A 19327-nucleotide genomic window follows, 5' to 3' on the forward strand; every position below is an offset into this window, starting at 1 on the left:
GTGCCGGAACATGAGACAGATCATTGCCGACGCTTTACCGCACGTCGAATGGTTTTCGGGCCCGCTCCGTGAGCCCGCCCGTGGATCCGCGCAGAGGGTTGCGCCCGGGCACCTGTGACGCTCGTGAGACGAACCATACGGCGATCACACACATTTGTCGGTTAGTGTCACCGGATGCTCGATGCCACCACCCGCTCTGGGGGCACCGCCACGGCCTCTCCCCGGGCCACCTCCACGGAGCTCGCCGTCGCCGCTTCCCCGGCAACGACCGCCCTGCCCGACGTATCAACCGGTTTCGCCGCCCGCTGCACGAGAGTTCTGCTCTCTCCGTGGTCTCGGCTTTCCCTGCTCGTCGCCCTGCTCGCCGCGGGCGCGTGCGGGGTGCTGCTGTTCGAGCCGCAGCGGCTGCTGACGCAGGGCTGGCCGCCACAGCTCGGCGGAGCCATGGCGGCGCTGGTGTTCGCGGTCGCGTACGGCGTGTGCACCGTGGCGTTCGTGCCGAGGCCGCTGCTGAACCTCGCGGCGGGGGCGCTGTTCGGTTCGCAGCTGGGCATCGGCGTGGCGCTGGCGGGCACGGTGCTCGGTGCCGGGATCGCCTTCTGCCTGGGCCGGGCGCTGGGCCAGGACGCCCTGCGGCCGCTGCTGCGCGGGCGCTGGCTGAAGGCCGCGGACGGCCAGCTCAGCCGGCACGGCTTCCGCTCGATGCTGGCGGTGCGGCTCTTCCCAGGTGTGCCGTTCTGGGCCGCGAACTACTGCGCCTCCTTCTCCCGCATGGGCCTGCTGCCGTTCCTGCTGGCCACGGGCCTCGGCTCGATCCCGAACACCGCCGCGTACGTCGTCGCCGGCGCCCGCGCCTCCGCCCCGACGTCCCCCGCCTTCCTGATCGCCCTGGCCTGCATCGCCCTGCCCGCGCTGGCGGGCGTGGTACTGGCCTGGCGCAAGCGGCACAGCCTGCGCCGGCTCTGACGAACCGTTACACCCGCCCGAACCGTTACACCCGCCGGCTCACACCCGTTCCAGCACCATGGCGTTGGCGAGCCCGCCCGCCTCGCACATGGTCTGGAGCGCGTACCGGGCGCCCCGCTCCCGCATCGCGTGCACCAGCGTCGTCGTCAGCCGGGTGCCGCTGGCGCCGAGCGGATGGCCGAGCGCGATGGCGCCGCCGTGCACGTTGACCCGCTCCAGGTCGGCGCCCGTCTCCTGCTGCCAGGCCAGTACGACACTGGCGAACGCCTCGTTGACCTCGAACAGGTCGATGTCGTCGAGGGTCAGCGACGCCCTGCGCAGCACCTTCTCGGTCGCCGGGACGACACCCGTGAGCATCAGCAGCGGGTCGGAGCCGGTGACGGCGAAGCTGTGCAGCCGGGCGAGCGGGCGCAGGCCGAGACGGGCCGCCGTCTCGCTCGAGGTGATGAGCACCGCCGAGGCGCCGTCGTTGATGGGGCTGGCGTTGCCCGCCGTGACGTTCCACTCGATCTGCGGGAAGCGCTCGGCGAAACCAGGGTCGTAGTAGGCGGACCTGAGGCCGGCGAGGGTCTCGGTGGTGCTGCCGGGCCGTACGCACTCGTCGCGCGTGACGCCCTCCAGGGGCGCGACCTCGGCGTCGAAGAGCCCGCTGTCCCAGGCCGCCGCGGCCTTCCGGTGCGAGGAGACGGCGAAGTCGTCCATCTGCTCGCGGCCGATCGACCACTTGGCGGAGATGAGCTCGGCGCTGATGCCCTGCGGGACGAGCCCCTCGGGGTAGCGCTCGGCGATCCCGGGGCCGAAGGGGTCCTTGCCCTCGGGCACGTTCGACCACATCGGCACCCGGCTCATCGACTCGACGCCGCAGGCCACGACGAGGTCGTACGCGCCCGAGAGGACGCCCTGCGCCGCGAAGTGCACGGCCTGCTGGGAGGAGCCGCACTGGCGGTCCACGGTGGTCGCGGGCACCGACTCCGGGAAGCCCGCGGACAGGGCGGCGTAGCGGGTGGTGTTCATGGCCTGCTCGCCGACCTGGTCGACGGTGCCGCCGATGACGTCGTCGATCAGCGCCGCGTCGACGCCGGAGCGTTCGACGAGGGTGCGCAGGGTGTGGGCGAGGAGCTCGACCGGGTGGACGTGCGCGAGGGCGCCGTTCGGCTTGCCCTTGCCGATCGGGGTGCGTACGGCTTCGACGATGACTGCGTCACGCATGGTGCGGGCCTCCACGACTTACCGGTGAGTAGGAAATCCGAACTCACCGTAGCCTGATGGGTTGGAAAATCCAACCCTCTCCTAGACTGCGCTCATGGCCGCCAGCAAAGACCCGCGCCCCTGCTCCATCGCCGACACCCTGGCTCTCGTCGGCGAGAAGTACTCCCTGCTCGTGCTGCGGGAGGTGTGCCTCGGCAACGGCCGGTTCGACCAGTTGGTGCGCAACATCGGCGCACCGCGCGACATCCTCGCCGCACGGCTGCGCCGGCTCGTCGACGCCGGGATCCTGGTCAAGGAGCCCTACAGCGAGCGCCCGCAGCGCTTCGAGTACCGGCCCACCCGGGCCGGGCTGGAGCTGGAGCCGGTGCTGATGACCCTCATGGCCTGGGGCGACCGCCATCTGCGGACGGACGGCGACCGTCCGATGGTCGTCGAGCACTCCTGCGGCCGGGCCCTCGACCCGGTCGTCACCTGCCGGACCTGCGGCGACGAGGTGCGCCACGAGGACCTGACGGCCCGCCCCCAGGCACCCGGCTGGACGGTGACCGGACCGACGGCGGCCTGATCCCGCCCTTGCTGCGGGGCACCTGCCAAACCCCTGTGTCCGAGCGGCCATCCGGGGACGCTACGCTTCCCCCTCGGCACACCTGATCCCCCGGTCCTCGCACCCGGCGGCCCGGTGTGCCCGTCGTCCGTTCCACGATCGGCACTTGGACTCCGCTACCTCATGTCTTGGTTCGAATCACTCATCCTCGGACTCGTCCAGGGGCTGACCGAGTTCCTCCCCGTCTCCTCCAGCGCGCACCTGCGGCTGACGGCGGCCTTCTCGGGCTGGGAGGACCCGGGCGCGGCCTTCACGGCGATCACCCAGATCGGCACCGAGGCCGCCGTGTTGATCTACTTCCGCAAGGACATCGGGCGGATCATCTCGGCGTGGACGCGCTCGCTGACGAACAAGGCGCTGCGCAGCGACCCGGACGCACGGATGGGCTGGCTGGTCATCGTCGGCTCGATCCCGATCGGTGTGCTCGGCGTGACGCTGAAGGACCAGATCGAGGGGCCGTTCCGGGACCTGCGGATCACCGCGACGATGCTGATCGGCATGGGCATCGTCCTGGGCGTCGCCGACCGGCTCGCGGCACGGGACGAGAGCGGCGGCCGGCACCGCGCGCCCAAGCAGCGCAAGGCCCTGGAGGACCTGGGCGTACGGGACGGACTGATCTACGGCGTCTGCCAGGCCATGGCGCTCATCCCGGGCGTCTCCCGCTCCGGCGCCACCATCAGCGGCGGCCTGTTCATGGGCTACAAGCGCGAGGCAGCGGCCCGCTACTCGTTCCTGCTCGCGATCCCCGCGGTGCTCGCATCCGGCCTGTTCGAGCTCAAGGACGCGACGGAGAACGGTCATGTCTCGTGGGGGCCGACGATCTTCGCGACGGTCATCGCCTTCGCGGTCGGCTACGCGGTGATCGCGTGGTTCATGAAGTTCATCTCGACCAAGAGCTTCATGCCGTTCGTCTACTACCGGATCGCACTCGGCATCGTCATCATCGCCCTGGTGACGATGGGTGTGCTGAGCCCGCACGCGGCCGAGTCGGCGGGCTGACCCGACGGCTTGTGATCCGCGTCTCGTGACCAACCGCATAGGGCCGGGGTAGCCGTCCGGTAGCGGGCTGTCAGTGGCTGCCCCTAGGCTTGTCCGCATGTCCCCCGATTTCTTGACCCCTGGTTCCGTGCGGTCCGCCGCCGAGGTCAACGAGGAGATCCGTGCGCTGTGGCGGCGCACCGGCGGCACCCTGTCGGCCGAGGAGCGCGCGGAGTACGAGCTGCTGGTCGTCGAGTGGGCGGCCGCGATGCGCAGCGCCGTCGTCAAGGCGGCCTGACCCGACAGGCTTGGCCCCGGCGGCACTCCCCGCCACCGAATATCACGCACACCCCTTGGCTGCGCACCTCTAATGCCCAACACTGAGCCGATGACGCAGCGTGTGGAGCTCGCCACCGTGAGGGACCGGCTGGCCGTCGACGAAGTGATCACCGACTACGCGGTGGCGGTCGACGACGGTGACTGGGAGGCGTACCGAGGACTGTTCCTCCCTCAGGGGCGGGCGGACTACCGCTCGGCCGGCGGCATAGAGGGGGAGGCCACGGCGGTCGCCGCGTGGCTCGCCGAGAGCATGCGGCTGTTCCCGATGCGACAGCACCTGATCGTCAACCGGCGGGTGCGCTTCGGTGTCTGGGAGCAGGACACCGGCGACACCGCCCAGGTCCAGGCCGACTACATCAATCCCATGGCCACCGAAGGGCCCGCGCCCGACTTCGTGTGCGGCGGCCGGTACGCCTTCGCGCTGCGGCGCACGATCGAGGGCTGGCGGCTGAGCGAGGTGGTCGTACGGGAGAAGTGGCGGCGCCTTCCCGAGCGCCGGACGGCACCTGTGGTCAACTGACCCGGCGTCCCCTAGGGGGTGTCCGCAAAGTCCCGTCGTCCGCCCACAGGGCAGGCGGGACTTTGCGGACACTCCCTAGATCGTCCGCAGGGCGCACACTGGAGGCACCACGGGGTAGGAGGCGCCTATGAAGACGCTCGGCCACTGGCTCGCCTCTCCCTGGCGGCGCTCGGCCGCCGCCGTGATCGCGGGCGCCCTTCCCGTACTCGCCTACCCCGCCCCGTCCCTGTGGTGGTGCGCCTACGTCGCCCTGGTCCCGTGGATCCTGCTGGTGCGCACCGCGCCGACCGGGAAGCGGGCGGCGTACGACGGCTGGTGCGGCGGCTTCGGCTTCATGCTGGCCATGCACCACTGGCTGCTGCCCTTCCTGCACGTGTTCACGTTCGTCCTCGCCGCGCTGCTCGGGGCCCTGTGGGCCCTGTGGGGCTGGCTCGGGCACCGGCTGCTGGCAGGCGTGCCCTCGCGGCGGCGGACCGCGGCCGCTCTCGTCGTCCTGCCGTCCGGCTGGCTGGCGATCGAGCTGGTCCGCTCCTGGCAGGGTCTCGGCGGCCCCTGGGGCATGCTCGGCTCCAGTCAGTGGCAGGTCGAGCCGGCGCTGCGGCTGGCCTCGGTGGGCGGGGTGTGGCTGCTCAGCTTCCTGGCCGTGGCCGTCAACGTCGCGCTCGCCCTCCTCGTCGCGGTCCGTCAGGCCCGCGTGCCCGCCGTGGCCGGTCTCGTCGCCACGGCCGCCGCCACCTCCGCCGCCTGGACCCTCTCGCCCCGCCCCGCCGTCGACGGCCAGGTCAGGATCGCCGTGGTCCAGCCGGGCGTCATCGGTGGCCCGGACAGCGCGGACCGCCGGTTCGCCCGCGAGGAACAGCTCACTCGCCGGCTCGCCGGACAGGACGTCGACCTGATCGTCTGGGGTGAGAGCAGCGTCGGTTTCGACCTCGGGGACCGGCCCGACCTCGCCCGGCGGCTCGCCGGCCTGTCCCGCGAGACGGGCGCCGACATCCTGGTCAACGTGGACGCCCGGCGCTCCGACAAGCCCGGCATCTACAAGAGCTCCGTCCTGGTCGGGCCCGACGGTCTCACCGGCGAGCGCTACGACAAGATGCGGCTCGTCCCCTTCGGCGAGTACATCCCGGCCCGCTCCCTGCTCGGCTGGGCCACCTCCGTCGGCAAGGCGGCGGGCGAGGACCGCAGGCGCGGCTCCCAGCCGGTCGTGATGAACGTGGGGGACGACCTGCGCGTCGGCCCGATGGTGTGCTTCGAGACGGCCTTCCCCGACATGACCCGCCACCTCACCCGGGAAGGCGTCGACGTGCTGATCGGCCAGTCGTCGACGTCCACGTTCCAGCAGAGCTGGGCGCCCGAGCAGCACGCATCGCTCGCCGCGCTGCGCGCCGCCGAGACCGGCCGTCCGATGGTGCACGCGACGCTGACGGGTGTCTCCGCCGTCTACGGCCCGAGCGGGCAGCGCGTCGGCTCGTGGCTCGGGACGGACGCGTCCGCCGCGCAGATCTACGAGATCCCCCTCGCCCACGGCACCACGCCGTATGTCCGCCTCGGCGACTGGACCGTGCACGCGGCCATGCTGATCCTCGCCGCCTGGGCCGCCGGCGAGGGCGTACGGACACTACGGCTCAGGCGCTCTGCTCCTGAACCGCGCGTACCACCCGCTCGCACAGCTCATGGGTCTCCAGCGCGTCCCGGGCGCTGAGCACCTTGCCCGCCCGCACCGCGTCCAGGAAGGCCAGCACCGCCTGCTCGATGCCGCGCTGCCGAGCCACCGGCACCCAGTCGCCGCGCCGCCGCACGGTCGGCTGCCCCTTGTGGTCGACGACCTCGGCGAGGTTGATCACCTGCCGCTTGGTGTCCTGCCCCGACACCTCCAGGATCTCCTCGGCCGAACCGCTGAGCCGGTTCATCACGCCGAGCGCGGTGAATCCGTCCCCGGCGAGCTGGAGCACGATGTGGTGCAGCAGGCCGTCCCGGACGCGGGCGCGCACGGTGACGTCGTCGACCTCGCCGGGCACCAGGAACCGCAGGGTGTCGACGACGTGGATGAAGTCGTCGAGGATCATCGCGCGCGGCTCCTCCGGGAGTCCGATGCGGTTCTTCTGCATCAGGATCAGCTCGCGCGGATGGTCGGCGCACTGTGTGTAGCCGGGGGCGTGACGCCGGTTGAAGCCGACGGCGAGGCTCACATCCCGCTCCTCGGCGAGCGCCACCAGCCGTGCGGACTCGACGAGTTCGTAGGCGAGCGGCTTGTCGACGTAGGTCGGCACGCCCGCCTCCAGCAGCCCGGTCACGATCTCCGGGTGGACGATCGTGGGCGCGTGCACGAAGGCGGCGTCGAGGCCTTGGGCGAGGAGGGAGTCGAGGGTGGTGTGCCGCCGCTCCGGCGGGAGGTGGAGGCTGTCGGCGACCCGGGCGAGCGTGGCGGGCGTGCGGGTCTGGAGGTGCAGCTCCACCCCGGGCTGGAAGGCGAGAACCGGAAGGTAGGCCTTCTGCGCGATGTCGCCGAGTCCGATGCAGCCGACCTTCACGGGGTGCTCTCCTCTAACGGTTGCCTGCCGGGGTCTGCCCGGAAGCATACGGCTGCTGGGGAGGCCGCCAGTCGGCGATGCCGTCGAAGCCGCGCAGGAACAGGGCGGGTCCTGCCTTCGACAGCGCGGCCATGGCCGTGTCGCGTACGGCGATCCCCGCGCGGCCGGTCATGAGGTTGAGGCGGGCGACCTTCACGGCCTGGCGTGCGATGGCGGTCGTACGGGGCAGCCGGGCGGCGGTGTAGGCGGGGAGGTCTTCGCAGTGGTGAGCCAGGACGACGGCGTCCTCGATGGCCTGGTTGCCGCCCTGGCCGAGGGTCGGGGGCATGGCGTGCGCGGCGTCGCCGACCAGGGCGACCCGGCCGCGGTGGTAGGCGGGCAGGGGCTCGGCGATGTGGTGGACGTCGTGCCGCAGTACGTCCTCGGGGCGGGTGGCGGCGAGCACGGCGGGGATCGGGTCGTGCCAGTCGCCGAAGCGGCGCAGCAACTCGGCCTTCTCGTCGTCGGGTGCGCGTCCACCTGCGGGTGTCACGGCGGCGGCGTAGGCGTAGACGCGGCCGTCCTTGAGCGGGTGCGTACCCCAGATTCTGCCCCTGCCCCAGGTCTCGTGCCAGGCGAACTCCACGCCGGGGACGGGGATCACGACCCGCCAGGTGGTGAACCCGGAGTAGACGGGCCCCGGGTGGCCGGGGAAGAGCGCGCGGCGTACGGCGGACCGGATGCCGTCGGCGCCCACCACCAGGTCGGCCTCCAGCTCGCCGTCCGCGGTGCTGACGCGGGCGGGCCGGCCGGTGTCGCCGCTGTCGGCGAGGGTCGCGGCGGCGGCCGTGCGGACGGCGTCCGGTGGGAGCTGTGCGGTCAGGCGCTCGACGAGGGTGGCGCGGTGCAGCAGCACGAGCGGGCCGCCGAAGCGCTCGGCGGCGGCGTCGGCGGAGGAGCGGGCGAGCCACCGCCCGGACGGTGTGCGCAGCCCGCCGTCCCCCGCCCAGGCGGCGAGGTCACGGATCTCGTCACCGAGGCCGATGACGTCCAGCGCGCGCAGGGAGTTGGGGGCGAGGGAGATGGCGGCGCCGACCGGTTCCAGTGAGCGGGCGCGCTCCAGCACGGTGACCCGCCAGCCGCGCCGGTGCAGTGCGGCCGCCGCGGTCAGGCCTCCGATTCCGCCGCCGATCACGACGGCCCGCCTCGCCTGTGTCATGGCTCCTCCTCGAACCGACGACCAGGCCTGCTGCCCAGCCTGGCGACTACACCTGTAGTTCCGTTTCGACGTTACTACAGCTGTAGTCATACGGGTAGCGTGAGCTCCATGTCCGTACGCACCGCCGGCCCCTCCCGCTCCGATCTCGTCGCCGACACCGCCCTGGCCCTGCTCGCCGAGCGGGGGATGCGGGGTCTCACGCACCGGGCGGTCGACGAGGCGGCCGGACTCCCCCAGGGCTCCACGTCGAACCTCGCGCGGACCCGGCAGGCCCTGCTGGAACTGGCGGTGCGGCGCCTGGCCGACCGCGAGGCGCGGGTGCTGGCGCTGCACGAGATGCCGGATCCCCGGGCCGGGGCCGGCTCCCTGGCGGACGCGCTGGCCCTGGCCATCCACCGCGCCCTGACCCGCAACCGCGAACTGACCCTCGCCCGCTACGAACTGGCCCTGGAGGCCACCCGTCGCCCGGAGCTGCGGGCCTACTTCGACGCGACGGGCGCCCGCTTCCGCGAGCAGCTCACCGCCCTCGTCACGGGGATGGGCTCGACGGATCCGGCCCGGCACACGCTGTCGCTCGTCGCCTGGGCGGACGGGCTGATGTTCAGTTGTGTGGCGGGGTCGTTCGGTGCCGAGGTGCCGAACCTGGAGGAAGTCCGGGCCGGGCTGCGGGAGTTGCTGGACGGGATGCTCGGGGCCTGAGAAAAGCCGTGGTGCCGCGAGGGGCGTTGGGAAAGGATGCGGGCATGACGACCGAACGCCGTATGCCTGCCACGACCGCCGACGAACGCACCATGCTGGAGGGCTGGCTGGAGTTCCACCGGCAGACCCTCGCGTGGAAGTGCGAGGGCCTGAGCGACGAGCAGCTCAGGTCCTGCGCCGTGGAGCCCTCCGAGCTGTCCCTGCTGGGGCTGGTGCGGCACATGGCGGACGTGGAGCGGAGCTGGTTCCGCAGGGTGCTGACGAACGAGGACGCGCCGCCGATCTACTTCAGCGACGAGGACCTGGACGGCGAGTTCCACCTCACCGAGGCGGACAGCTACCAGGAGGCGTACGCCGCCTGGCAGGCCGAGATCGAGACCGCCCGGAGCAACGCGGCCCGCTTCGGCCTGGACGACATCTCCGAGGGCAAGCACCGCCGCACCGGCGAGCGGTACAACCTGCGGTGGATCTACACCCACATGATCGAGGAGTACGCGCGGCACAACGGCCACGCCGACCTGATCCGCGAGCGCATCGACGGCTCGACCGGCGACTGACGTCACCCCGGACAGGCCGACTGTCTCCGTACGGGACGGGAGATCACCCGTGCGGGGCATCCTCCCCCTGTCCGCTGCCCCGCCGCGGGCCGGACGCACCAGAGTGGCGCGGGTGCATCGAACGACGACCACAGCGACGCTCCTGGTGACCGTGGCTGTCTCGGCCCTTTCCGGCTGTACGACCGTCCACCATCCGCCCGTGCCGGGGCCCTCGGCGGCACCGTCCCGGCCGTCGGCGCCGCAGCCGGAGGGGCGGACGGAGACACAGATCGTGCAGGCACCGGCCCGCGAGGCCCTGCAACTCATCGAGGAGCCCCGCCGCCCGGAGCCGGCCGCGTCCGCGTCCCGCCCGGCCACGCCCCCGACGGCCTCGCCGGAGCGGACGCAGCCGCCGTCCGGCACCCGCGACGTCCGTCCGCCCGCCCGCCCGCCCGGAACGCCCCGAGCCGGCCCCCCGCAGCCCACGGCATCCGCACGCCGACCTGCCCGACGTCCCGGAGTCGGTACGTCAGGACGTCCACGAGAGCGTCCCGGACAACACGGACGTGTGCGCGCTGGGCAGGCGCTACGGGGGGTGGCGGGCGGACAGCCCGGAGGCGACCATCTGCCGCGACACCTACGGGCGTTGAACCGCGTCCGGGCCGGCGCAGCCGGGCCGCCGACCCGGACCTGACCTGCCCGTACGGCGGCCCTCACCCCAGGTCCCGGCCCCGGCTCCGGCGCTACGGCCGCTGCCCGGACGAACCTGCCCGCTACCGGCGCTCGGCCACTGCCCCGAGAGCCCCCGGCCCCGCTCCCGGCGCTACGGCCGCTGCCGCGGCGGTGTCCACATCCCCCCGCCGTCCTCGCCCAGCCGGGACTCCAGCCGTCTGATGGCCGCCCGGACGCCCTCGCCGTAGGGGTCGTCGGTGAGGGCGATGGCCGCTCCCCGGGCCCGCCGCAGGTGTGCGCGGGCAGCGTCGCGGTGGCCGAGTCGGTCGTAGTCGGCGGCCAGGTTCAGATGCAGGGAGGGGTAGAACGCGCGTACCGCGAGCACCCCCTCCCCCGCTGTGGACCCGGCGTCGGTGATCTCCTCCGCGGCCGTCAACGCGCGCAGGTCCCACGCCAGTTCGTCGCCGGGATCGTCCTGCGTGTCGGCCAGGTAGTGGGCGAGGGTGCAGCGGTGCAGCGGGTCGCCGTGCTCCCCGATCTCCGCCCACAGGTCCAGGAACCGGCGCCGGGCCTCCTCCCGGTCCCCGGCGTGGTGCAGCATGACGACCTGCCCGATCCGCGTCGGCACGGCGTCCGGCGCCGCCTGTCCCTGTCGCTCCACGACCACGCCCTCCGCACCGCTCGCCCGCTGTTCCCCCCGACGCTAACCGCAGGCCGGGGGGATCCGGCTGAGGCCGCTCCGTACGTCGCCGGAGCGTCGGCCGCGGTCAGCCCAGGTCCGGGATCGTCCAGTCGATCGGCTCGTGCCCCTGCGCCGCCACCGCCGCGTTGATCTGCGTGAACGGACGCGAGCCGAAGAACTTCTTCGCCGACAGCGGCGACGGGTGCGCGCCCTTGACCACCACATGCCGCGACTCGTCGATCAGCGGGAGCTTCTTCTGCGCGTAGTTCCCCCACAGGACGAACACCGCCGGGTCGGGCCGGCCGGCCACCGCGCGGATGACCGCGTCGGTGAACCTCTCCCAGCCCCGGCCCTTGTGCGAGTTGGCCTCGCCGCCGCGGACCGTGAGTACCGCGTTGAGCAGCAGGACACCCTGCTCGGCCCACGGCATCAGATAGCCGTTGTCCGGGATCGGAGTGCCCAGCTCCTCGTGCATCTCCTTGTAGATGTTCCGCAGGGACGGCGGGATCCGCACACCGGGCCGGACCGAGAAGCACAGCCCGTGCCCCTGCCCCTCGCCGTGGTACGGGTCCTGGCCGAGGATGAGGACCTTCACTCCCTCGTACGGCGTGGCGTCCAGCGCGGCGAAGACCTCCTCGCGCGGCGGGTAGACCGGACCCTTCGCCCGCTCCTCCTCGACGAACTCCGTCAGCTCCTTGAAGTAGGGCTGCTGAAGCTCGTCACCCAGAACCCCGCGCCAGGACTCGGGCAGCATGGCGATGTCGGTCACGTCAACGTCCTCACGATGTGCGGTCACTTCCAGGCCACAGAACCTACAGGCGACCACTGACAACGTGCCGGGAAAGCCCGGTGCCCGCCCCGTCTACCAGGCGGTCTTGCGGTGCAGCTCCCACATCATCATGATCGTCGACGGGTCCATGGCCCGCTCCGCGCCCGAGACGTCCCGGCTCGCCGCCACGTACTGCCTGCCCTGCCACAGCGGCAGCAGCCGTGCGTCGTCCACGAGGATCCGCTGGGCCTCCTCGAACTCCTTCTCCACGTTCGCGCGGTCGCTCTCGCGGCGCGAGCGGGGCAGCAGATCGCCGGTGATCTCGGGCGCCGGGTAGGGCGTGCCGAGGGCGTTCTGCTCGCCGACGAACGGCGCGATGAAGTTCTCGGCGTCCGGGAAGTCGGGGAACCAGCCACGTCCGAACACCGGGTACTCGCCCTTCTGGTAGCCCTCGACGTAGGTCTTCCAGGGGCGGCTCTTGAGGGTGATCTGGAACAGGCCGGAGTCCTCGAGCTGGCGCTCCAGCTCCTTGAACTCCGCGGCCGTCTCGGAGCCGTAGCGGTCGCTCGTGTACCAGAAGGTGAGCGGGACCCGCTGGTTGATGCCCGCGTCGGTGAGGATCTTGCGGGCCTTGCCGACGTCCGGGTCGCCGTAGTCGTCGAAGAAGCCCGTCGTGTGACCGGTGAGGCCCTTGGGGACCATGGAGTACAGCGGGTCGACGGTGTCCTTGTAGACCTTGTGGGCGATGGCCGCCCGGTCGACGACCTGCGCGATGGCCTGGCGCACGGCCTTCTTCTTCGCCCAGGAGTCCTTCGGGTTGAACACCAGGTAGTTGATGTCGGTTCCGGTGCCCTCGACGAGCTGGATCTCCTCCTCCTTGGAGGTCTTGCTCTGGAGGTCGACGACGTCGCCGGCGGCCAGACCGCGGTAGGTCACGTCGATCTGCTCGTCCCGCAGGGCCTTGACCATGGCGCCGGAGTCCTGGAAGTAGCGGATGGTCACCGCGTCGTTCCGGCGCTCCGCGTAGCCCTTGTAGCCGTCGTTGCGGACGAGGACGGCCTCCTTGCCGTCGTCGTACGAGTCGAGGGTGTACGGCCCGGAGCCGACGACGTCGCCGTCCTTACGCAGGGAGCTCTCCGGATAGGCGTCCGGGGAGACGATCGACATGGCGGGGGTGGCGAGCACGAAGGGGAAGGTCGCGTCGGGCTTGTTGAGGTGGAAGATCACCTCGCGCTCGTTCGGCGCCTGGACCCGTTCGAGGCTGCCGAGGAGACCGGCGGGGCCGCCGTTGACGTTGATCTTGCGGATCCGGTCGAACGAGTGCTTCACGGCCCGGGCGTCGAGCGTGTCGCCGTTGGAGAACTTCAGGCCCTCGCGCAGCTCGCAGCGGTACACCTGGTTCGAGGAGTCGCTGAAGCCGCAACTCTCGGCGGCGTCCGGCTGGGGCTCGCTCGCGCCCGTCGGATAGCTCAGCAGCGTCTGGTAGACGTTGCGGAACAGCTCCCAGGAGCTGTCCCAGGAGGCGGCAGGGTCGAGCGTGCTGGGGGCACTGGTGGTGCCCACGACGATCGGCCCTTCGTCCTCCGGGGTGTCGGACGACAGCACGCCGCATCCGGCGACCAGGGACGATATGGACGCGATGGCCGCCACCCGCCGCAGGCATCGGTTCCGGTTGAACACGCGCACGCTCCTCGATCTGCCATACCAAGGGTCGGCAGACCATACCGCAGTGCCGTGCCCCCTGACCCGCCCAGGGACATGACTCCTTGATCGATAAACCTTTGACGACGTTGTCATCGCCCTTTGCGGCGGCTTTACCCGGGCGCGGGCGCCGCCTGTGCGAAGGGGCGCCCGCGCCGGGCCGCGTACGCGCCGGGGTCAGCCCGTGCCGGCGTTGAGGAAGATACCGCCGTCCACGACGAGCGTCTGGCCGGTGACCCAGTCGGACTGCCCGGAGGTGAGGAACGCGGCCGCGCCGCCGATGTCGGAGGGCACACCGAGCCGGCCGAGCGGGTAGGCCGCGGCCGCCTCCTCCTCGCGGCCCTCGTACAGGGCCTGGGCGAACTTCGTCTTCACGACGGCCGGGGCGATCGCGTTGACCCGCACCTTGGGCGCGTACTCGTGCGCGAGCTGCACGGTCAGGTTGATCATCGCCGCCTTGCTGACGCCGTACGCGCCGATGAACGGCGAGGGCGAGAGGCCGGCGACGGAGGCGATGTTGACGATCGCGCCGCCGTTGTCCTTCTGCCAGGCGTGCCAGGTCTTCTGGGCGAAGCCGAGCGCCGAGATCACGTTGATCTCGAAGACCTTGCGGGCGACGTCCAGGTCGAGGTCGGCGATCGGCCCGAACACCGGGTTCGTGCCGGCGTTGTTGACCAGGAAGTCGACGCGGCCGAAGGCCTCCATCGTGCGCTCGACGGCGACGGCCTGGTGGGCCTCGTCGTGCGCCTTGCCCGCCACGTAGATCACGCGGTCGGCGCCGAGCTGCTCGACGGCCTCCTTGAGGGCGTCCTCGTTGCGGCCGGTGATGCACACGCGGTCGCCGCGTGCGACGAGCGCCTCGGCGACGCCGTAGCCGATGCCACGGCTGGCGCCCGTGACGAGGGCGGTCTTGCCGGAGAGTTCCACGGAAGTCATGTCTGCCGTCCTCTAGTCGAGCGGTCCGCCGGCCACGTACAGCACCTGGCCGGAGACAAACCCGGCCGCCTCGCCCGTGAAGAAGGCGATGGCGTTGGCGATGTCCTCCGGCTCACCGACGCGCGCCACCGGGATCTGGGTGGCGGCGGCGGCCTTGAAGTCCTCGAAGCCCATGCCGACGCGGTCGGCGGTGGCCTTGGTCATCTCGGTGGCGATGAAGCCGGGGGCGACGGAGTTGGCGGTGACGCCGAACTTGCCGAGCTCCTTGGCGAGGGTCTTGGTGAAGCCCTGGAGGCCGGCCTTGGCGGCCGAGTAGTTGACCTGGCCGCGGTTGCCCAGCGCCGAGGACGACGACAGGTTGACGATCCGGCCGAAGCCCGCGTCCACCATGTGCTTCTGGCAGGCCTTGGACATCAGGAAGGCGCCGCGCAGGTGCACGTTCATGACGGTGTCCCAGTCGGAGACGCTCATCTTGAACAGCAGGTTGTCGCGCAGCACGCCCGCGTTGTTGACCAGGATCGTCGGCGCGCCGAGCTCCTCGGCGATCCGCGCGACGGCCGCCTCGACCTGCGCCTCGTCCGAGACGTCACAGCCGACCGCGATGGCCTTGCCGCCGGCGGCGGTGATCTTCTCGACGGTGTCCTTGCAGGCCGCCTCGTCGAGGTCGAGCACGGCGACCGCGCGGCCCTCGGCGGCCAGCCGTACGGCGGTGGCGGCGCCGATCCCGCGCGCGGCACCGGTGACGACGGCGACCCGCTGCTCAGTGGTGGACATGGCTGCTTCTCCTCAGATGAGCGACCGCTTAGTACCTTCAGTGGAGGTGACGCTAGAAGCCCTGGCACGCGGTGTCAACGGCCGCGCTCGGCATGTGATCCATTACCCGCGCCCACCATGCCCCGCCCGCCTCCCGCGGGCACCCGATCGGCCTATGGCTCCGCGCCGCTGCGGCCCTGCGCCCCTAGCGTCGGAGGGCGAGCCACCCGTGGCGGAAAGGAGGCGCTCCCATGCGCCGTCGCACCCGTGTCATAGGCACCCTGTTCACGATCGCCGCGATCGTGCCGTTGGCCGGTCCCGCTCATGCCCAGACCGACCGGGACTGCCGCGACTTCGCCTTCCAGGAGGACGCCCAGGCCGTGTTCGACGCGGATCCGAGCGATCCCAACAGGCTCGACGAGGACCAGGGCCCGGACGACGGCATCGCGTGCGAGGCACTGCCCCGCCTCGGCACTGGTGTCATCTCCCCCGCCGTCCCGACGAGCACACCTTCTCCGGTCACCCCCACCCCCACCACCGCCCCGCCCCGAGGCGTGCGAGGCGGGATCGGGGGTGCGGTGGCTTCAGGGCCGAGCGAATGGGATGTCGGTCTCGGTCTGGCCTTCACCGGCGGAGCCACGCTCGCTGCCGCCTACGTGGTGAGACGCCGACGGAGCTGACGCCCGGGCGCGGCGGTGGGCATCACTTCACCAACAGGTCCAGCAGCCGCTCCGTCTCCGCCACCGGGTCCGTGGTCAGGCCGGTGTGGACGGGGCCGGGCTGGACGATCGTGGAGCGCGGGGCGACGAGCCAGCGGAAGCGGCGGCCGGGGGTGTCGTCCGCTGCCTGGCCGGCCGCTGGGCCGCCCGCGCACATGCCCTCCACGGCGCGCAGCGCGGCGCGAACGCCGGCCACGTCGGCCCGGGGGTCGAGGGCCAGCAGGCGGGCCTCGTCGAGGTGAGTACGGGCGCCGACGTAGGACTCGGCGCGGCAGTAGACGAGCACCCCGGCGTTGATGCACTCGCCGCGCTCGACGCGTGGGACGACACGCAGGACGGCGTACTCGTAGATCTGGCGGTCGCGCGCCCCGCCCTTGATGATGTGCCGGTCGCTCACTTGATCCCCTGGATGCGGTCGTGGATGACGGCGGCCCGGGCGAGCAGCGGCCGCGCGTAGGCCTGCCGCAGGTCGTCCGGCGCGTCGAAGCCGGGCTCGCCCGTCAGCCAGGCGTCCGGGACCTGCCCGGTGACGTCGGCGAGCAGTTCCTCGGTGACCTGGGGAGCCAACTCGGCCGCCGCGGCGGCGACATCGGGCGCGAAGGGGGCGAGGGCATGGTCGGAGGCGTCGTACGGGCGGGCCGCGGAGGCCTCTGCTCCGGGCCAGTTGTGGTGCCAGATCATGGTCGCCCCGTGGTCGACGAGCCACAGCTCGCCCCGCCACATCAGCAGGTTGGGGTTGCGCCAGGACCGGTCGACGTTGTTGACCAGCGCGTCGAACCAGACGATCCGCCCCGCCTCTTCGGCACTCACCGGGAAGGCGAGCGGGTCGAAGCCGAGCGCGCCGGAGAGGAACTCCATGCCGAGGTTGGTGCCGCCGCTGGACCGGAGCAGGCTCTGCACCTGCTCTTCGGGTTCACCGAGACCCAGCTCCGCGTCGAGGTCGACGGTGACCAGCCGCGGCACGCGCAATCCCAGCCGGCGGGCGAGTTCCCCGCAGACCACCTCGGCGACGAGCGTCTTGCGCCCCTGTCCCGCGCCGGTGAACTTCAGGACGTACGCCCCGAAGTCGTCGGCCTCGACGAGTCCCGGCAGCGAACCACCCTCACGCAGCGGCGTGATGTAGCGGGTCGCGGTGACCTCTTTCAACACTTTCCCAGGCCATCCATCTCTTCAACCTTGCAATCCACGACCGCCATGCGGTTCTCCCTGCTTCCCGAGCAGTCCGTCGATGGCGGTTCGCCCCTTACTTCCGGCCTCCGGCATGAAGCGAGCATAGTAACCGAGGGTGATCGCGGGCGAGGAGTGCCCGAGCCACCGCGCCAAGGTCACGACGGACTCTCCGGCCTCCAGCATGATCGAGGCATAGGTGTGTCGCAGCACGTGGAAGCCGTCCTTCGGGGCCGCCGCCCACTGCCACGGTTCCGCTCCCTTGGCGCGCGGCGGGATGATGCCGGCCTCGGCCAACGCGGGCTTCCACGTATAGGTGTTCCACGTGTTCACCGCGACAGCGTTGCCGAGCCGTGTGGTGAGCAGCACGGAGAACTTCCTCCCCTGCCCCTCCGGCTTCCCCCACGGAAGCTCCACCTCCACTTGGAGGGAACGCCTCGACATGGCGCTTCAACTCCTCGGCCACCGAGGAGGGCATGTCGACCGTACGGGTCTTAGCTCCCTTCGGCAGGGTGAAGTACAGCCTTCCTCTGATCGCCTGGATTTGGCGGCGGACGTGGAGGACGCCCCGCACGTAGTCGATGTCCTCCGGGGTCAGCCCGAACACCTCGCCCTGGCGGAGTCCGCACCCCAGACCGACTACGACGGCTATCCGGTTTCGCGGGCTGATCACGTCGCGGACTCGCAGCGCCCTCTCCAACGGCCAAGCCCCGCGTCGCTCTTGTGGCGCTTTGGGCCACCGCACGGACTTTGCGTGCATGGGGTTCCTGGCAAGCCGCTTGTCATCGACGGCCGCCTCCAGAATGGAGGACAGCTCGGACAGGATGCCGCGCCGATAGTCGACCGAGGAGACAGTGGCCTCCAACTTCGCTATGTACGTGCGCAGATCCGCTGCCGTGATGTTCCTGAGCGGGAGTTCGCCGAGATGCGGAACGATGTGAAGGCGTACTCTGCGCTCCTGGTTGTCCTGAGTCTTCGGAACACCGCCTCGGCCCGGCGCCCAGTGCATCGCGATGTATTCGGCCAACGTGATGGATCCATCACGCGGGTTCACGAACTCGCCCCGCTCCTCGTCGGGGGTCTGATGCAGGTTCGGGTGACAGGTGCAGTCACGCGGCCTGGAGGGCCGGCGTGGTCATGACGGTCTCGAATTCGATGGGGGTCAGCCGGCCGAGCGACGTTTGTCGGCGGCGTCGGTGGTAGGTCCGCTCGAACCAGGTGACGATCGCGATCCGCAGTTCTTCACGGGTAGCCCAGACCCGGCGGTCGAGGACGTTTTTCCGCAGCAGGCTGAAGAAGGACTCCATCGCCGCGTTGTCACCGGCAGCTCCAACCCTCCCTATCGATCCGGCCATCCGGTGACGGTCGAGCGCCCGGACGAACTTCCGGGAGCGGAACTGCGATCCGCGATCGCTGTGCAGAATGCACCCGTCGACGTCTCCACGCCGGGCCACGGCATTGTCCAGGGCGGCCACGGCCAGGCGGGACTTCATCCGCGCATCGATGGAGTAGCCCACGATCCTGTTGCTGAAGGCGTCCTTGATCGCGCAGAGGTAGAGCTTGCCTTCGCCGGTGGCGTGCTCGGTGATGTCGGCAAGCCACAGCCGGTTCGCACAGGTCGCGGTGAAGTCACGGCGGACCAGGTCGTCGTGCACTGGCGGGCCGGTCTTCTTGCCCTTGCCGCGCTTCTTGCCGAACACGCTCCACCAGCGGTTGTCCCGGCAGATCCGCCATGCGGTCCGGTCCGCCATCACGGCCCCCGCGCCGCGCGCTTCGTCGGCGAGGAAGCGGTAGCCGAACTCCGGGTCGTCACGGTGTGCGTCGAACAGCGCGTTCGCGCGATACGCCTCCTCCAGCACGGCATCGGTCACCGGCTGGTCCAGCCAGCGGTAGTAGGGCTGTCTGGCGAGCTTCAGCACCCGGCACGCAACCGTGACGGGCACCCCGTCCCCGGCCAGCTCCTTCACGAGCGGGTAGATCCTTTTCCCGGAAGATGTGCCTGCGACAGGTATGCCGCGGCCCGGCGCAGGACCTCGTTCTCCTGCTCCAGCAGCTTGATCCGCCGACGCGCTTCCCGAAGCTCGGCGCTCTCCTGGCTGGTCGTTCCGGGCTTGCTCCCATCGTCGATGTCCGCGCGGCGCATCCACTTCCACAACGTCATCGGATGGACTCCGAAGTCGGTGGCCACCTGCTCGACCGTCACACCCGGTCCGCGGTTCCTTGCGACCCGCACGACGTCCTGGCGGAACTCTTCCGGATAAGGCTTGGGCACAGCGACATCCTTCCCACCCGCCCCACAGGGCAAGCCAGTTCAGATGTCACCCGATCGTGCATCAGACCCATGTCAT

The 19327-nt window shown here is 71.1% G+C and carries 21 protein-coding genes and 1 pseudogene; 9 read left to right on the forward strand and 13 right to left on the reverse strand.

What is annotated here, in order from left to right:
• The first annotated feature begins 174 nt into the window (after positions 1 to 174).
• Complete coding sequence (locus PV963_RS07175) at positions 175 to 966, forward strand: TVP38/TMEM64 family protein (protein WP_274814793.1); 792 nt, start codon at positions 175 to 177, stop codon at positions 964 to 966.
• Between the two features lie 39 nt (positions 967 to 1005).
• Here PV963_RS07175 and PV963_RS07180 read toward each other — a convergent pair whose 3' ends face one another.
• On the reverse strand, positions 1006 to 2175 hold the full coding sequence (locus PV963_RS07180) for a thiolase family protein (RefSeq protein WP_274814795.1): 1170 nt from the start codon (positions 2173 to 2175) through the stop codon (positions 1006 to 1008).
• Positions 2176 to 2269: 94 nt separating this feature from the next.
• On the opposite strand from PV963_RS07180, the gene PV963_RS07185 reads away from it, so the two are divergent.
• The 5 genes from PV963_RS07185 (at position 2270) to lnt (ending at position 6318) form a co-directional block, all read left to right on the forward strand.
• Positions 2270 to 2740 (forward strand): winged helix-turn-helix transcriptional regulator, encoded by a 471-nt coding sequence (locus tag PV963_RS07185; RefSeq protein ID WP_274814796.1) that lies wholly within the window; start codon positions 2270 to 2272, stop codon positions 2738 to 2740.
• Between the two features lie 162 nt (positions 2741 to 2902).
• Entirely contained in the window at positions 2903 to 3778 is an 876-nt protein-coding gene (locus PV963_RS07190; RefSeq protein WP_274814797.1) for an undecaprenyl-diphosphate phosphatase, read from the forward strand.
• Positions 3779 to 3875: 97 nt separating this feature from the next.
• Entirely contained in the window at positions 3876 to 4055 is a 180-nt protein-coding gene (locus PV963_RS07195; RefSeq protein ID WP_274814799.1) for a hypothetical protein, read from the forward strand.
• A 90-nt stretch (positions 4056 to 4145) separates the two neighbouring features.
• Complete coding sequence (locus PV963_RS07200; RefSeq protein WP_274814800.1) at positions 4146 to 4616, forward strand: nuclear transport factor 2 family protein; 471 nt, start codon at positions 4146 to 4148, stop codon at positions 4614 to 4616.
• A gap of 127 nt (positions 4617 to 4743) precedes the next feature.
• A complete protein-coding gene (lnt, locus tag PV963_RS07205; protein WP_274814802.1) occupies positions 4744 to 6318 on the forward strand; it encodes an apolipoprotein N-acyltransferase in 1575 nt (524 codons plus the stop codon).
• On the opposite strand, the gene PV963_RS07210 is transcribed toward lnt, so the two are convergent.
• Positions 6242 to 7147: a Gfo/Idh/MocA family protein gene (locus tag PV963_RS07210; RefSeq protein WP_274814803.1), complete on the reverse strand. Its 906-nt coding sequence runs from the start codon at positions 7145 to 7147 to the stop codon at positions 6242 to 6244. The genes lnt and PV963_RS07210 overlap by 77 nt on opposite strands.
• Positions 7148 to 7160: 13 nt before the next feature.
• Complete coding sequence (locus PV963_RS07215; protein ID WP_274814804.1) at positions 7161 to 8345, reverse strand: FAD-dependent monooxygenase; 1185 nt, start codon at positions 8343 to 8345, stop codon at positions 7161 to 7163.
• Positions 8346 to 8453: 108 nt separating this feature from the next.
• Here PV963_RS07215 and PV963_RS07220 point away from each other — a divergent pair, with 108 nt between their 5' ends.
• A complete protein-coding gene (locus PV963_RS07220) occupies positions 8454 to 9044 on the forward strand; it encodes a TetR/AcrR family transcriptional regulator (protein ID WP_274814805.1) in 591 nt (196 codons plus the stop codon).
• A 44-nt stretch (positions 9045 to 9088) separates the two neighbouring features.
• Complete coding sequence (locus tag PV963_RS07225; RefSeq protein WP_274814806.1) at positions 9089 to 9601, forward strand: DinB family protein; 513 nt, start codon at positions 9089 to 9091, stop codon at positions 9599 to 9601.
• A gap of 802 nt (positions 9602 to 10403) precedes the next feature.
• Here PV963_RS07225 and PV963_RS07230 read toward each other — a convergent pair.
• The 5 genes from PV963_RS07230 to fabG form a co-directional block, all read right to left on the reverse strand.
• Positions 10404 to 10919, reverse strand: a complete 516-nt coding sequence (locus tag PV963_RS07230; RefSeq protein WP_274814807.1) for a hypothetical protein — start codon at positions 10917 to 10919, stop codon at positions 10404 to 10406.
• Between the two features lie 100 nt (positions 10920 to 11019).
• A complete protein-coding gene (gene ung, locus PV963_RS07235) occupies positions 11020 to 11703 on the reverse strand; it encodes a uracil-DNA glycosylase (RefSeq protein ID WP_274814808.1) in 684 nt (227 codons plus the stop codon).
• A 93-nt stretch (positions 11704 to 11796) separates the two neighbouring features.
• Positions 11797 to 13383, reverse strand: coding sequence for an ABC transporter substrate-binding protein (locus tag PV963_RS07240; protein ID WP_274814809.1), 1587 nt, complete (start codon positions 13381 to 13383; stop codon positions 11797 to 11799).
• 198 nt (positions 13384 to 13581) lie between these two features.
• Entirely contained in the window at positions 13582 to 14340 is a 759-nt protein-coding gene (locus PV963_RS07245; RefSeq protein ID WP_274814810.1) for an SDR family oxidoreductase, read from the reverse strand.
• Positions 14341 to 14352: 12 nt separating this feature from the next.
• Positions 14353 to 15114 (reverse strand): 3-oxoacyl-ACP reductase FabG, encoded by a 762-nt coding sequence (gene fabG / locus PV963_RS07250; protein WP_020270157.1) that lies wholly within the window; start codon positions 15112 to 15114, stop codon positions 14353 to 14355.
• 230 nt (positions 15115 to 15344) lie between these two features.
• Here fabG and PV963_RS07255 point away from each other — a divergent pair, with 230 nt between their 5' ends.
• Positions 15345 to 15773 (forward strand): excalibur calcium-binding protein, encoded by a 429-nt coding sequence (locus tag PV963_RS07255; protein ID WP_274814811.1) that lies wholly within the window; start codon positions 15345 to 15347, stop codon positions 15771 to 15773.
• A 22-nt stretch (positions 15774 to 15795) separates the two neighbouring features.
• Here PV963_RS07255 and PV963_RS07260 read toward each other — a convergent pair whose 3' ends face one another.
• From PV963_RS07260 to PV963_RS07275, 5 genes and pseudogenes are all read right to left on the reverse strand, one after another.
• Positions 15796 to 16209 carry a DUF3037 domain-containing protein gene (locus tag PV963_RS07260; protein WP_274814812.1) on the reverse strand — a complete coding sequence of 138 codons (414 nt, stop codon included), beginning with the start codon at positions 16207 to 16209 and terminating at the stop codon, positions 15796 to 15798.
• Positions 16206 to 16961: a HipA family kinase gene (locus PV963_RS07265; RefSeq protein ID WP_274814813.1), complete on the reverse strand. Its 756-nt coding sequence runs from the start codon at positions 16959 to 16961 to the stop codon at positions 16206 to 16208. The genes PV963_RS07260 and PV963_RS07265 overlap by 4 nt, the downstream gene beginning before the upstream one ends.
• Positions 16962 to 16982: 21 nt before the next feature.
• Positions 16983 to 17348, reverse strand: coding sequence for a tyrosine-type recombinase/integrase (locus tag PV963_RS07270; protein ID WP_274814815.1), 366 nt, complete (start codon positions 17346 to 17348; stop codon positions 16983 to 16985).
• 547 nt (positions 17349 to 17895) lie between these two features.
• A pseudogene (locus PV963_RS43950) lies at positions 17896 to 17988 on the reverse strand (hypothetical protein); the annotation flags it as partial.
• 100 nt (positions 17989 to 18088) lie between these two features.
• Positions 18089 to 19251 (reverse strand): IS3 family transposase gene (locus PV963_RS07275; RefSeq protein WP_274814816.1). Its coding sequence is split into 2 segments (ribosomal slippage): positions 18089 to 18964 and positions 18967 to 19251, totalling 1161 coding nucleotides; the frame shifts between segments, so codons are not numbered across the junction.
• Between the last annotated feature and the right edge of the window lie 76 nt (positions 19252 to 19327).

Source organism: Streptomyces coeruleorubidus, from assembly GCF_028885415.1.
GTDB lineage: Bacteria > Actinomycetota > Actinomycetes > Streptomycetales > Streptomycetaceae > Streptomyces > Streptomyces coeruleorubidus_A.